The sequence below is a fragment of the Limosilactobacillus antri DSM 16041 genome (assembly GCF_000160835.1).
Lineage (GTDB): Bacteria > Bacillota > Bacilli > Lactobacillales > Lactobacillaceae > Limosilactobacillus > Limosilactobacillus antri.
In genome coordinates this window covers 89,817-104,464 of sequence record NZ_GG700733.1, presented here as the reverse complement: position 1 = coordinate 104,464, position 14,648 = coordinate 89,817, and the positions used below count along the sequence as shown (strand labels likewise).

The 14,648-nt window shown below is 55.1% G+C and carries 13 protein-coding genes; 12 read left to right on the top strand and 1 reads right to left on the bottom strand.

The window, feature by feature from the left end; all coding sequences use genetic code 11:
* Nucleotides 1-25: 25 nt before the first annotated feature.
* From HMPREF0494_RS04085 to HMPREF0494_RS04035, 11 genes are all read left to right on the top strand, one after another.
* Nucleotides 26-1,369: an SLC45 family MFS transporter gene (locus tag HMPREF0494_RS04085; RefSeq protein ID WP_007123669.1), complete on the top strand. Its 1,344-nt coding sequence runs from the start codon at nucleotides 26-28 to the stop codon at nucleotides 1,367-1,369.
* 143 nt (nucleotides 1,370-1,512) lie between these two features.
* Entirely contained in the window at nucleotides 1,513-3,765 is a 2,253-nt protein-coding gene (locus HMPREF0494_RS04080) for a glycoside hydrolase family 65 protein (RefSeq protein WP_007123668.1), read from the top strand.
* Nucleotides 3,766-3,784: 19 nt separating this feature from the next.
* On the top strand, nucleotides 3,785-4,447 hold the full coding sequence (pgmB, locus tag HMPREF0494_RS04075; RefSeq protein WP_007123667.1) for a beta-phosphoglucomutase: 663 nt from the start codon (nucleotides 3,785-3,787) through the stop codon (nucleotides 4,445-4,447).
* 102 nt (nucleotides 4,448-4,549) lie between these two features.
* Nucleotides 4,550-4,984 (top strand): Lreu_0056 family protein, encoded by a 435-nt coding sequence (locus tag HMPREF0494_RS04070; protein WP_007123666.1) that lies wholly within the window; start codon nucleotides 4,550-4,552, stop codon nucleotides 4,982-4,984.
* Between the two features lie 102 nt (nucleotides 4,985-5,086).
* Nucleotides 5,087-5,953: an aldo/keto reductase gene (locus tag HMPREF0494_RS04065; protein WP_040458778.1), complete on the top strand. Its 867-nt coding sequence runs from the start codon at nucleotides 5,087-5,089 to the stop codon at nucleotides 5,951-5,953.
* 17 nt (nucleotides 5,954-5,970) lie between these two features.
* Nucleotides 5,971-6,270 (top strand): cupin domain-containing protein, encoded by a 300-nt coding sequence (locus HMPREF0494_RS04060; RefSeq protein WP_007123664.1) that lies wholly within the window; start codon nucleotides 5,971-5,973, stop codon nucleotides 6,268-6,270.
* A 160-nt stretch (nucleotides 6,271-6,430) separates the two neighbouring features.
* A complete protein-coding gene (locus HMPREF0494_RS04055; protein ID WP_007123663.1) occupies nucleotides 6,431-7,624 on the top strand; it encodes an MFS transporter in 1,194 nt (397 codons plus the stop codon).
* Between the two features lie 13 nt (nucleotides 7,625-7,637).
* Nucleotides 7,638-9,422, top strand: coding sequence for a glycerophosphoryl diester phosphodiesterase membrane domain-containing protein (locus HMPREF0494_RS04050; protein ID WP_007123662.1), 1,785 nt, complete (start codon nucleotides 7,638-7,640; stop codon nucleotides 9,420-9,422).
* 81 nt (nucleotides 9,423-9,503) lie between these two features.
* On the top strand, nucleotides 9,504-10,124 hold the full coding sequence (locus HMPREF0494_RS04045; RefSeq protein ID WP_040458777.1) for a GTP pyrophosphokinase: 621 nt from the start codon (nucleotides 9,504-9,506) through the stop codon (nucleotides 10,122-10,124).
* Nucleotides 10,121-10,786 carry a response regulator transcription factor gene (locus tag HMPREF0494_RS04040; RefSeq protein ID WP_007123660.1) on the top strand — a complete coding sequence of 222 codons (666 nt, stop codon included), beginning with the start codon at nucleotides 10,121-10,123 and terminating at the stop codon, nucleotides 10,784-10,786. The genes HMPREF0494_RS04045 and HMPREF0494_RS04040 overlap by 4 nt, the downstream gene beginning before the upstream one ends.
* A 6-nt stretch (nucleotides 10,787-10,792) precedes the next feature.
* Nucleotides 10,793-12,043 (top strand): sensor histidine kinase, encoded by a 1,251-nt coding sequence (locus HMPREF0494_RS04035; RefSeq protein WP_007123659.1) that lies wholly within the window; start codon nucleotides 10,793-10,795, stop codon nucleotides 12,041-12,043.
* Between the two features lie 80 nt (nucleotides 12,044-12,123).
* Here the strand turns inward: HMPREF0494_RS04035 and HMPREF0494_RS04030 are convergent, their stop codons facing one another.
* Entirely contained in the window at nucleotides 12,124-13,098 is a 975-nt protein-coding gene (locus tag HMPREF0494_RS04030) for a GMP reductase (RefSeq protein WP_040458776.1), read from the bottom strand.
* 196 nt (nucleotides 13,099-13,294) lie between these two features.
* On the opposite strand from HMPREF0494_RS04030, the gene HMPREF0494_RS04025 reads away from it, so the two are divergent.
* Nucleotides 13,295-14,590, top strand: coding sequence for an adenylosuccinate synthase (locus HMPREF0494_RS04025; protein ID WP_007123657.1), 1,296 nt, complete (start codon nucleotides 13,295-13,297; stop codon nucleotides 14,588-14,590).
* The last annotated feature ends 58 nt before the right edge of the window (nucleotides 14,591-14,648 follow it).

Genomic DNA, 14,648 nt, shown 5'->3' with positions numbered 1-14,648 from the left:
TGTTGTATAAAGGAGTTGTTTAGTAATGAGTGAAAAGTCTACTGCGGCTGGATTACCTGCGCTCTCTAAGTCAACCATCTGGATGATTAACTTCGGGTTCTTGGGGGTTCAAACCGCCTTCACTTTGCAAAGTTCGCAAATGAGCCGGATTTTCCAAACCATTGGTGCCGACCCGAACAACCTGGGCTGGTTCTTCATCCTGCCGCCATTGATGGGGCTGGTTGTTCAGCCAATCGTCGGTTACTACTCTGACCGGACCTGGGCACCGAAGCTCGGGGGACGGCGGCTGCCATACCTGCTGCTCGGGATGATCGTAGCCGTAATCGTAATGCTGCTGCTGCCAAACTCCGGGAGCTTCGGCTTTGGTTACGGGTCACTAGCGGCCCTCTGGTTCGGTGCGATCACTGTGGCCTTCCTGGACCTGTCATCAAACGTTGCCATGCAGCCATTCAAGATGATGGTCGGGGACATGGTCAACGATGACCAAAAGAGTTACGCCTACGGGATCCAGAGTTTCCTATCCAACACGGGGGCCGTTTTGGCTGCCATCTTCCCGTTCCTGTTCACCTGGTTCGGGGTTAAGAACATCGCGCCGAAGGGGGTTGTCCCGGACTCAGTTAAGGTGGCCTTCTACGTTGGGGCCGCTCTGCTGGTCATCACTAGTCTCTTCACCGTTTTCCGGGTTCACGAATACGACCCTGCTACTTACGCGAAGTACCACGGGATTTCCGAAGACGACAACAAGGAAGGCGGGAACTGGTTCACCCTGCTGAAGCACGCGCCAAAGGCCTTCTGGACGGTTACCCTGGTTCAATTCTTCTGCTGGTTTGCCTTCCAATACCTCTGGACTTACTCCGCTGGTGCGATTGCCCAGAACGTCTGGCACACCACTAACGCTACTTCTGCCGGCTACCAGGCCGCTGGTAACTGGTACGGGGTCTTAGCTGCCGTTCAATCCATCGCGGCCGTTATTTGGTCCTACGTATTGGCGAAGGTGCCAAACAAGTACCACAAGTTTGGTTACTCCGGCAGTCTGCTGCTTGGGGCCCTCGGCTTCCTGTCAGTCTTCTTCATCCACGACCAATGGACACTGATCCTTTCCTACACCCTGGTTGGGATCGCCTGGGCTGGGATGAACACCTACCCACTGACCATCGTTACGAACGCCCTGACTGGTAAGCACATGGGTACTTACCTGGGTCTCTTCAACGGCTCAATCTGCCTTCCACAAATCGTGGCTTCACTGCTGAGTTTTGCACTGTTCCCACTGCTGGGCGCTTCCCAAGTCAACATGTTCATCGTTGGTGCGGTTGTCATGGCCTTGGCTGCCCTTTCGGTTGGTACGATTAAGGAAACTTACGCCGTATAAGATTAATTTTAGTTGAAAACACGTTATAATGGGGGCGAGACAGAATTCAGTCGGAATCCTGCCTTGTCCACTGTCGAATCAAAAAGACTTGAGAGGTTGAGCTAGTTCCCAGCCTCTTTTGATAGAGAAAGGACTTGAATTGAATGAAACGGACTTTTGACATTGCGCCATGGCACGTTGCCACTAAGAACTGGGATCCCCAAGACAAGCGTCTCCAGGAATCAATGACCAGCCTGGCAAACGAAAACCTTGGGATGCGGGGCTTCTTTGAAGAAGGTTACTCCGGCGACTGCATGGAAGGGGTCTACCTTGGCGGGGTTTGGTTCCCTGACAAGACCCGTGTTGGTTGGTGGAAGAACGGTTACCCGAAGTACTTCGGTAAGATGATCAACGCGGTTAACTTCATGAAGCTGATTATCAAGGTCAACGGCGAACAGCTGGACCTTGCTAAGCAAACGCCAAAGGACTTCAAGCTCGACCTCGACATGAAGCGGGGAGTTCTCGAACGGGAATTCACTGTTGAAATCGGTGGGACCGAAATGTACTTTAACTTTGAACGCTTCGTTTCCGTTACCCAAAAGGAATTAGTCGGACAACGGCTCCACATTAAGAATCGTGGGGACAGCGACGCTAAGGTGGAAATCACCAGCATGATTGACGCCGACGTTTACAACGAAGACGCCAACTACGACGAACAATTCTGGAACGTTCTCAACAAGAGCGCCCAGGGCGAACACGCCGAACTGACTTCCATGACGAAGAAGAACGACTTCGGCACGCCACAATTTACGGTCGGCATGAAGACCACTTCCAAGACCAACCTGGACCACGTCGGTGATGGCACTGATGACAAGGATGCTTACAACACCTTTGCCGGCACCGTCGCTGCGGGCAAGGAAGTCAACTTTGAAAAGCGGACGGTGGTTGTTACTTCCCGGGACTTTGATGGCCAGGAAGCAATTGAAAAGCACCTGGACGAACTGAGCGCCCAGCTCGATTCCCAGAGCTTTGACGACCTACTCGACCCGCACGTTAAGGAATGGGCCGACCGCTGGACGAAGTCTGATGTTGAAATTGATGGTGACGAAGGGGCCCAACAAGGGATTCGTTTCAACCTCTTCCAACTCTTCTCGACCTACTACGGTCAGGATTACCGGCTGAACATCTCACCAAAGGGCTTCACTGGTGAAAAGTACGGTGGTGCTACTTACTGGGATACTGAAGCTTACTGTATCCCGGTTTACCTCGGGGTTGCGAACCCAGAAGTTGCCCGTAACCTGCTGATGTACCGTTACAAGCAGCTCGATGGGGCCTACATCAACGCCCAACAGCAAAACCTGAAGGGGGCCCTCTTCCCGATGGTTACCTTCAATGGGATTGAATGTCACAACGAATGGGAAATCACCTTTGAAGAAATCCACCGGAACGGGGACATTGCCTACGCAATCTACCTGTACACGAACTACACCGGCGACAAGTCCTACGTTCTCCACGAAGGTGCCAAGGTCTTAACCGAAATCTCACGGTTCTGGGCCGACCGGGTTCACTACTCCCAAAACAAGAACAAGTACATGCTGCACGCCGTTACTGGTCCGGACGAATACGACAACAACGTTAACAACGACTGGTACACCAACCTGCTCTGCCGCTGGACGCTCCAGTACACCCTGGAAATCCTCGACCAGGTTGACGAAGACGTTGCCAAGAAGCTCGACGTTTCCGAAGACGAAAAGCGTCGTTGGAAGGGTATCGCCGACAATATGTACCTGCCATACGACAAGCAGCGGGACATCTTCCCAGAAAACGATGGTTTCATGGACAAGGACCTGACCCCAGTTTCCGAAATCCCAAGCGACCAGCTGCCGTTGAACCAAAACTGGTCGTGGGACCGGATCTTACGTTCACCATACGTCAAACAGGGTGACGTTATCCAGGGTCTCTGGGACTTCATCGATGAATTTACGAAGGAACAGAAGAAGAACAACTTCGACTTCTACGAACAGTACACGGTTCACGAATCAAGTCTGTCCGCTTCCGTTTACTCCATCATCGCCGCTGATATTGGTTACGAAGACAAGGCCGTTGAACTGTACGAACGGTCTGCCCGGCTTGACCTGGACAACTACAACAACGATACTTCCGACGGGCTGCACATCACTTCGATGACTGGTAGCTGGCTGGACATCGTTCAAGGCTTTGCCGGAATGCGGGTTCGGAACAACGAACTGCACTACGCACCATTCCTGCCGAAGAAGTGGAACTCTTACCAATTCCGTCAGATGTTCCGTGGCCGGATCCTGAAGGTTAAGGTTGACAAGCACGGTACGAAGATTGACTTGGTATCCGGTGACCCAATCACGATCGACTTGGACGGCAAGAAGCTGGAATTAAAGTAATAGCGGGGGCAGATAGAGAATGAAGTTTGAAGATTTGAAGGGCTTTGCTTTTGACCTTGACGGTGTGATTGCCGATACCGCGCGTTTCCACGGTCAGGCTTGGCACCAATTAGCCGATAAGGTCGGTACTGAATGGACGCCAGAACTGGCGGACAGCCTCAAAGGGGTTAGCCGGATGGATTCGCTGGAGCTGATCTTGAAGGCCGGTGGTCACGAAAATGACTATACCCAGGAACAAAAAGAAGCGCTGGCAACCGAAAAGAACGACAACTACATCAAGCTAGTCGAAACGCTGACGCCAGCGGACATTTTGCCGGGGATGAAGAACCTGCTGGATGAGCTAAAGGACAATGGCTACCACATCGTCCTGGCTTCCGCATCCAAGAACGCGCCCAAGGTTTTGAAGTACCTGCAGATTACCGATTACTTTGAAGGAATCGTGGACCCCGCTAAGCTGAGTCACGGCAAGCCGGACCCAGAGATTTACAGCGAGGCCGCGAAGCTGATGAACTTGCCTGCCAACCAGGTGGCCGGATTGGAAGATGCCCAGGCGGGGGTTGAATCCATTAACCGGGCTGGCGAGGTGTCAATTGGCTTTGGTGCGTCACTCAAGGACGCGGCGGTCAAGTTTGACAATACCAGTGAGGTTTCATTGGCAGCCATCAAGGAGCAAATGGCCTAAGATCCTTTATACAACCTATCAATCACAATAAGTGCGATTTGCTTCTGGCAAACGGGTCGACCGGGTTTCCGGCTGGCCCGTTTTGTCATTTGGGGAGGGACTATGCGGAAAATTAAATTAGTCATCCTTAGCATTATGCTGCTCCTTGCGCTCAATTTACCACCGGTGGGGGCCGATTCACGGCCGCTCACCGACCAGCAGCTGGGCATTCTAGTCGGCTTAGCGGTTGATTCCCACTGGGTCCGGCAAGAAAGTGCCAGTCAGTCGCTGGTCTACGGAATCGTGACCCCGGCTGACCAGGTACCAGCGGGGGTTAGCCGAGATGATAGTTACCTGGTTGCCCGGGATGGCGATGCCCCGACGGTTGTGTACTACCGGCTGGGGGGCCAGCAGGTTTACGTCAGTTATCCGGCAGCTGGCAAGCACCATTTGCGCACGGTTAAGTTCACGGTGCGGCAGTTACGGCACCGCTTTTTCCGAACCGCGGCTCAGCGCCGGCAGGTCAACGCCCTGGTTAGCAAATTACAAACGGAGTAGCGTGAACAGACGGTAGCCCTGGTTGCGAAAAGCGGGCTGAATTCCCAGGCGCCGCGAAAAGTTATATAATTAAAAGTAAGTGCAATGGAAAGGATGATTGTGATGGTTGAACTAAAAAACATTAACTCCCTGTACCGTTTGAATAACGGTGTGACAATCCCCTGTGTCGGCTACGGGACCTTCCGGACACCGGCTGACGTGGCCGAACAAGCAGTTGCGGACGCGATTGCGGTGGGCTACCGCCTGATCGATACCGCGACCGTGTACGGCAATGAGGAAGCCGTGGGCCGGGGAATCAAAGATGCGGGGATTGACCGTCACCGCCTCTTTGTGACCAGCAAGCTCTGGAATGACCACCGGGGCTATGCCAAGGCCAAGCAGGCAATTGACGAAACCCTGGAGCGGCTGCAAACGGACTACCTGGACCTCTACCTGATTCACTGGCCAGCCAACCGCAAGCAATTCGGCGACCAGGCGGCCGAGATTAATGCCGAAACCTGGCGGGCGATGGAGGAAGCCTACCACGAGGGCAAGATTCGTGCGTTGGGGCTGAGTAACTTCATGCCCCACCACGTGGTTGAATTGATGAAGACCGCGGAGGTTGCTCCGGCCGTCGACCAGATCGAGGTGCACCCCGGCTGGCCGCACGTCGAAGAGGTTAAGTACCTGCAAGCCCACAACATCCTGGTGGAAGGCTGGGCCCCGCTGGGTGGTCAGGGCGCGAAGGTCATGACCAACCCGACCATGCAGCAGCTGGCCGCTAAGTACGGTAAGACGACCGCCCATGTCAGCCTGCGCTGGTTGCTTCAGCGGTGGATTTTGCCACTGCCAAAGTCGGTTCATAAGGAACGGATGGTTCAAAACACCCAGCTCTTTGACTTTGAACTTAGCGATGAAGACATGGAAAAGATTACGGCCCTGCCAAACCTGGGCGGGCAGTGTGCGGACCCGGATGAGGTCGACTTTTAGAAGGGACGGTGCGGTCAATGCAATTTATCAAAACGACCCCGAACGTTGAACTGGCAGAGAACATTGTGGAAACGCCCGCCCAGACGGTCACCCACTTGGTAATTCCGGCGGGCAAAGCCGTCCCTAAGCACCACGTTCCCGATGATGTGGTAGTGGTGCCAATCAAGGGCCGGGTGGTCTTTGAAGATGTTGCCAACGGGGACTCACAGACGCTGGTCCCGGGTGATATCGTCAAGCTGGCGCCAAACGAATGGCACGCGCTAACGGCGGTCACGGATACGGAAGTAATGGTAATTAAGTCGCAGCTGGCGGACTAAGCTAATAGTGCCGCTTGAAATTTTCAGCGCAGCTGCACCATAGAGAGTGAACACCAGAAAATCGACCCTGGAGCCGGTTTTCTGGTGTTTTTGTTCCGCTCCGTTCGCAATTGTTTTATGATAGAAGGGAGAGACTTTTTGATAAGGAAATGATGGGAAAATGGCAGACGGGAAGAAAGCGACAATTTTTTCTAGGGACGTTGTGCTGGTCATGGCCGCGGCGTTCTTTTTCATGTTTAGCAATATGTACTGCAATCCGCTGATTAATGGCTACGCCAAGAGCCTCGGGGCCAGCAGCACCTTTGCTGGGGTAATCGTGGGGATGATGAGCATCGTCGCGATGTTTCTCCGGCCGATTGCGGGCAACCTGACCGACCGGTTTTCCAAGTACCAATTGTCCGTAGCGGGCGGTCTGTTATCGTTTATTGGTGTGCTCGGCTATGTCTTTACCCCGAACAGCGGTCTGCTGCTCTTCTTCCGCCTGGTCAACGGGTTGGGCTACGTCCTCTGCACGGTTTGCATGACGACCTGGCTTTCCTACCTAGTGCCGTTTTCCCACGTCGGGGAGGCGATGAGTTTCTACGGCCTGATGAACGCCCTAGCGATGTCGTTAGCGCCGGCGATTTCAATCGACCTCTACCGGGTAATTGGCTACCGGCTGGCGATTGTAATTTCGGCCATCTCCGCGCTGCTGGTGGTCGTGACGATTCAGTTTGTCAGCAACCGGGCCGTACCGGACGCCGCAGCCGCACCAGGTCGGCGCCGGCTCAAGATTATCCAGCGGGATTCCCTGCCCGTCGCGGCGCTGATTGCCCTCTTTGCCTTGCCATACTTTGCGACCCAGGCGGACATCGTCAGCTACGTCGAACAGCGTCATCTGGACGTGGCGGTCGGCGCCTACTTCTTGATTTATGCGGTGGTCCTGCTCGCAATCCGGCTGGTCCTGCGTAACCAGTTTGATACGGTCCGGTTTGGCGTGTGGCTTGTCGGCTGTGCGGTTGCGACCGTCTTTTACCTGGTGATGCTGGCGGTCATGGAGAATAATTGGGAGATGGCCTTGGCCGCGGCAGGGATGGCCCTGGGCTACGGGATTATCTATTCGGTCTGCCAATCGACGGCCATGATGCTCGCGCCGGCAAACGAGCGGGGGCTGGCAAGCGCCACCTTCTTCGTCGGCCTGGACATCGGAATGTCGCTGGGCCCGATTGTCGGGGGGATCATTGACAGCGTGCTGCCGGTAAAGGATTTCTACCTGGTGATGCTGCTGATCGTACCGGTGATTTTGCTAATTTACCTGGCCAACCGGCGGAAGCTGAACCGGGCAGTTATCCAGCACCAGGAAGACATTAACTAGCGGGGGATGAGTGATGAAACAAACTTTAACGGCAGTCTGGCGGCAGACCCACGAATTTAAGCGGCACTGGGTCAGCTACCTGACCCTGTTTGTCAGTGTGGACCTGCTGATCCAGCTGATCTGGATCCCCATTTTCCGGGCTGTGACAACCCTCGTTTTGCAAGCGGCGGAGATCCCGTTTATTTCCTACCAAAACGTGCTGATGATTGCCCGCCACCACCCGCTGGTGATGGTGGCCCTGCTCGCAGAACTAGCCTGCCTGCTGTTAGTGGTGTACGTGCAATTTGCCGCCGTCCTGCTCGGTGTTCGTGATATTTCCCGGGAAATAATCAGCGTCCGGGTCCTGCTCAGGGAACTCGGGCAGGCGCTCCGCCGCCTCCGCCCGGGTTCGCTCCTGGTGCTGGCAATTTATTTTATCCTGGTGATTCCCTTTGCGGACCTGGTTTACCGAACGCCCCTGCTAGCGAAGGTCCAGGTGCCCCAATTTATCCTTGACTATCTGACCCGGAACGCGCTCTTGCTGACTGCCACGGTGGTGCTTTATGGCATTCTTGTCTTCCTCGGGCTCCGGCTGATTTGGACCCTGCCCCTGATGGTTTACCAACGGCAGCGGCTGCGTCCGGCCCTCCGGCAAAGCTGGCGGCAAACCCGCGGCCGGTCATGCTGGGCGCTGGCAATGCAGCTGCTGACGATTGGCCTATTAGCGGCGCTGGTCATGGCCGGCTTTTACGTGCTTGTAATCGGGGCCCAATGGCTGGCTGATTTCCTGCCCCAGCCGATGGCAGCCCTCTTGGCCAACGTCAACTTGCTGGTGATCCAGCTGGGGAGCGAACTGGTGACCAGCTGGACCGGGATGGTCACGGTCAGCCTGCTCTTTCTAGCGCCCGGGGAGCACACCCCGGCCGCCAGTCCACGGGTCGCAACGCGGGGGCAGCGGGTCGTCGTCGGCCTGGCCTTCGCCGCTTTGATAGCGACGGCGGCTGTGGGAAACAGCTTGTACCTGTCAGATAGTCAGTACCACCATCCCGTCACGATCTCCCACCGGGGAGTGGCGGAACAAAATGGGGTCCAAAATACTATTCCGGCGCTGAAAAGGACCCACCGCCTCCACCCGGACTACGTTGAGTTAGACGTCCACGAAACCAAGGACCGCCAATTTGTGGTCCTCCACGATGAGAACCTCAAAGCGCTGGCGGGTGTTGACCGAACGCCGCGCCAGCTGACCCTCAAACAGCTGACCCAGTTGACGGTGCGTGAAAATGGCCACCGGGCAAAGCTGGCCAGCTTTAGCGATTACCTGCGGACGGCCAACCGGCTGCACCAAAAACTGCTGGTGGAGATTAAGCCCAGCCCGGCAGATTCGCCTGATATGGTGGACCGCTTTGTTGCGCGTTATGGGGACGACCTGGTTAAACACCACGCCCTGGTCCATTCCTTGGATTACGGGGTTGTCGAAGCGGTGAAGCGGCGGGATCCCCGGCAGACGGTCCTGTATATCCAACCCTACAATTTTACCTACCCGAATACCGCCGCTAACGGCTACTCAATGGAGTATTCGACCTTGACCACTGACTTTATCACCCTGGCCCACCTGCAGGGCAAGCGGGTTTATGCCTGGACGGTCAATGATCCCAGCGTCATGATGCAGATGATGTACAAAAACGCCGATGGAATCATTACCGATAACCTGGCGGAATTGAACCGGGAAATTGCCGATTACGAGGAACACCGCAGCTATGCACGGCGGCTGCTAAACTACATTCTGGTTGTCCCGACGGCCACGGAGTTCACGCCTTAACATAAATTTAACTACTGGACCCCGAATAAGTTCAAAAAACGTTGTTAAACTAGCTGAAAGATGCAAGGAGTTGAAGTTGTGATGTCGATTTACGGACCTTATGAAGACGCCCTCAACCAGATCCTCGCTGGTGTGGAAGACCGGTTGCGGGAGTGGAACGACCACCAGCTGGCAATGCACCGGCCTAAACTATATGAACATTTGATTGGCCGGGTGAAGACGCCCGCCAGCATGACGGAAAAATGCCGGCGCAAGGGCTATCCAGTAACCACGGCCGCCGCCCTGCGCCAGTGCCGGGACGCGGTGGGAATCTGGCTGGTCTGCAACTTCATCAGTGATATTAACCGTTGCGTGGCCTTATTAGAGCAGGCCGACTGGTGCACGGTGGTCCAGAAAAAGGACTACATCACCAACGCGAAACCGAATGGCTACCGCAGCTACCACTTGATTTTAGATGTCGCCGCGCCTTACCAGGACGTGGACGGCCGCCGTCCGGGGCGCTTCTACGTGGAAGTCCAGTTGCGGACGATTGCCATGGACTCCTGGGCAAGCCTGGAGCACGAGATCAAGTACAAGCACCATGTCGCAGATCCAGAGCGGATCAGCAAGGAATTGAAGCGGTGCGCTGACCAGTTGGCATCGTGCGACGTCCAGATGCAGACAATTCGCCAACTGGTCCAGGAAGGAGAGACGGACGAATGAAAATTTTGCTTGCGGAAGACGAAGCCCAGCTGGCCCGGGTACTAACCATGGCGATGACCACGAGCGGCTACCAGGTCGACGCGGTTGACAATGGGCAAAAGGTTCTCGACCTGGCCGCGGCCAACGCCTATGACGTGATGATCCTGGATATTATGATGCCGGTCAAAAGCGGCTTGGACGCCCTCCGTGAATTGCGGGACCGTGGTGACCGCACCTACGTCATTATGCTAACGGCGATGGCGGAGGAGGACGACCGGGTGACCGGCCTCGACGCGGGGGCAGACGATTACCTGACCAAGCCGTTTTCGCTCAAGGAGTTGCTGGCCCGTCTGCGGTCGCTGGAACGGCGGACCACGAGTTATGATGACCAGGAGCTGGCGTTTGCCGACCTGCGCCTTGATAGTGGTGAGCAGGTGCTAGAAAGCCATAATTCCATCAGCCTGTCCCGGGAGGAAACCCGGATGCTGCAATACTTAATTCACAACGCGGGCAAAGAACTCGCCGCGGCCGATCTCCTGCAGCGGGTTTGGGCTGGCGACCAGGACGCGGATGAAGAGGACGTCTGGATTAACATCTCCTACCTCCGGCACAAGCTGCAGTCGATTCAGTCGGCGGTAGAGATCGTTGGTGAAAAGGGCGGTCCTTACCTGTTAAAGGGGTGAGCCGGAATGATTCAGCACTTTCGCAAGAAATTTATCCTCATTTCGACCTGTGCGCTGGTGGTTGTGATCATTACCATCATTGGCAGCATCAGTGCCGTAACCTACTTTCAAGCGCGGCAGGAGGTCACTTCCGTCCTGACGGTTTTAAGTGACAACGAGGGTCGGATGCCGGCCCGGCAGGTCCCTAGCCAGTCGAACTTCTTTCCCCAGCAGCGACTTACCCGGGAAAGCCTCTCCCAGTACCGCTATTTCAGTGCGACGATCCCGCACGACGGGGGCCCGATCCAGGTCGATAACCAGCACATCCTATCGGTGTCGGCGGCTACGATCCGCCAGCTGGCCCAACGGGTGGAGCGACGCAATACTGACCGTGGCCAGGTCCTCTACAACAGCAGTGTATACGCCTACCAGGTCCGGCGGAATAGCAAGCAGACGCTGGTGGTCTTTTTAGATGAAAGCCTGATGATGTCCCGGGCCCGGAAGATTATCGACCTCGGGATTTTGCTGGGAATGGTCAGCCTGGTGCTCTACACGATTGTCCTGGTCCTGCTTTCCCGGCGGGCAATTCGGCCAATTATCGAAGCTGAGCAACGGCAAAAGGAATTTATCACCAATGCTGGCCATGAGCTGAAGACGCCCCTGACGGTAATTTCCGCCAATACCGAGATGCAGGAGCTGACGAGCGGGGAAACCGAGCTGACGGCCAGCACGAAGCAGCAGGTTAGCCGGATGACCAAGCTGGTCAACTACCTGGTATCCCTCGCCCGGCTGCAGGAACAGCCGCAGATGACGATGATTCCGGTTGACGCCAGTGGGGTGGTTAACCGGGCGGTGAAGAGCTTTAAAAGCGTCGCTGCCAATGCTGACCATCAGTTTGAAACTGCCGTGGCCCCCGCCATTACGGTCCTTGCCGACGAAAACTACCTTTATGAATTGGTAAGCATCCTGATTGATAACGCCAATAAATACTGTGATCCTGGTGGGACCGTCACTGTCCAGCTGGCCGCGGTCAAGAAGAATGCGGTCCTGACGGTCAGCAACAGCTACGCGAAGGGTGACCAGGTCGACACGGCCCGTTTCTTTGAGCGTTTTTACCGGGAAAATAAGGCCCGGACCCTGTCAAAGAACGCGGGGTATGGGATTGGCCTGTCAATGGCCCGGACGATTGTTCACAATTTCCACGGCCGGATCAGTGCCAAGTACACCGCTGGTAAAATCTCCTTTATCGTTAGCCTGCGGCGCGTGACGCCAAAATAAGCAAAGCGACCAGCCCGTCGCCAAACGTGAGTTGGTGGCAGGCTGGTCGCTTTGTTACTGTCTATCCTGTTCTGGCGTTATTAGTAGTCGCCGTTTAAAATTGAGTTTTTGACGATCACGTAGTCAACCTTGCGGAGTGCCTCCAGGTCGCGTCCGCCAGCGTAGGAGATGGCGGATTGGAGGTCTTCCTGCATTTCGCGAAGGGTATCCTTAATCGAACCGCGGAACGGCACTAGCATCTGCTTGCCCTCGACGTTCCGGTAGGCCCCCTTTTGGACTTCCGAAGCCGAACCCCAGTATTGCTTGTACTGCTTGCCGTCAATCGTGATGATGTGACCCGGCGATTCCAGGTGGCCGGCGAGCATGGAGCCGATCATCACCATCGAGGCACCGAAGCGGACCGACTTGGCAATGTCGCCGTTGTGGCGGATTCCACCGTCGGCGATGATTGGTTTGCGGGCGGCCTTAGCACAGAGGCGAATGGCAGCCAGCTGCCAGCCCCCGGTTCCAAACCCGGTCTTCAGCTTGGTGATGCAAGCCTTGCCGGGCCCCACGCCGACTTTGGTCGCATCCGCCCCGGCATTTTCCAGGTCCCGGACCGCTTCCGGCGTGGCGACGTTGCCGGCCGTCACAAAGCTGGTCGGCAGCTGCCGTTTGATGTATTGGATCATTTTAATTACAAAATCCGAATGACCGTGGGCCACGTCAATTGTAATGTATTCTGGAACCGATTGTTCGGCCTTTAACCGATCAATGAAATCGTACTCGGCGTCCTTAATACCTACGGAAATGGACGCGAACAGCTTCCGCTCGTGCATCCGCTGGACAAACGCCAGCCGGTCTGCTGGCTGGAACCGGTGCATGACGTAATAGTAGCCATTTTGCGCCAGCCAGACGGCCAGGTCTTCGTCAATGACGCTTTCCATATTGGCCGGAACCACCGGGATGTTAAAGGTTCGCGGCCCAAATTGGACGCTGGTATCCGCCTCTTTCCTGCTCTTAATCACGCACTTATTCGGAATCAGCTGAATGTCATCATAGTCGAACGTTTCCACGATCACAGCTCCTTTTCGTTAAAAATTCCGTTAGCTATTATGCGCCAAACTTTCTCCTTCGTCAATGATATTTTCGTACGATTTAGTCGTTAATTTTGAAAATAGTTCGATTCATCCTTGACCTTTAGGGTGAACTTCGGTAGGATAGGGAAGTAAAAACGTCTTTTTACGAAAATAAACGATGAGGTGAAAATGAATGTCATCAGTTGTTATTGTTGGTAGTCAATGGGGAGACGAAGGAAAGGGCAAGATGACCGATTACCTGAGTCAGGACGCGGACGTGGTCGTTCGTTCCCAGGGTGGTAACAATGCCGGGCACACGATTGCTTTTGATGGTAAGAAGTTTGCTTTACGGCTGGTTCCCTCCGGTATCTTTGGAAAGGACAAGTTAGCGGTAATTGGTAACGGTGTTGTCATTAACCCGCCGGCCTTGTTGAAGGAATTGCATTACCTCCAGGACAACGGGATTGACATCTCGGGACTGCGGATTTCCAGCCGGTCCCACGTGACCTTCCCTTACCACATCCTGTTGGACAAGTGCCAGGAAGCGGCGAAGGGTGACCACAAGGTCGGGACGACGAAGAATGGGATCGGCCCGACATACATGGACAAGGTTTCCCGGGTCGGCATTCGGATGTGTGATTTGCTAGAAAAGGACACCTTCGAGACAAAGCTGCGCCGGAACTTGGCTGAAAAGAACGAATTGTTCACAAAGCTCTACCACGTTGACCCAATTAATTTTGATGATATTTTTGAAAGCTACTACGAATACGGCCAAGAACTGAAGAAGTACGTTACCGATACTTCCCGGATCGTTAACGACGCCCTCGATAATGGCCACCGGGTACTCTTTGAAGGGGCCCAGGGGGTAATGCTGGACGTCGACCAGGGAACCTACCCTTACGTGACCGCCTCGAACCCGATTGCCGGGGGCGTCTGCACCGGGGTTGGGGTTGGCCCGAACAAGATTAACACCGTCGTGGGGATCTGCAAGGCTTACTCGACCCGGGTTGGTGCCGGCCCATTCCCAACTGAATTGACTGATGAAATCGGCGACCAGATTCGGGAAACGGGTCATGAGTACGGAACCGTTACTGGCCGTCCCCGGCGGGTGGGCTGGTTCGACAGCGTCGCTATGCGGCACGCACGGCGGGTTTCCGGGATCTCCTGCCTGAGTCTGAACCTGCTAGACGTCCTGACCGGGTTGAAGACCGTTAAAATCTGCAAGGCCTACAAGCTGGATGGTAAGGTGATTGACTACTACCCAGCCAGCCTCAAGGAACTGGACCGCTGTGAACCAGTTTACGAAGAACTGCCGGGTTGGGACGAAGACATTACGGGGGTTAAGAAATTTGAAGACCTGCCCGTCAACGCGCAAAACTACCTCAACCGGGTAAGTGAGCTGTCTGAGGCGCCGTTGGCAACCGTTTCCGTTGGTGCCGACCGGATCCAGACGATCATCGTTAAGAACCCGTGGGAATTGGCAGAATAATTAAAGAATTGAGTAAGGTTTTAGCCGCTGGGCCGAAACCTTTTCTTATTTATAGCCA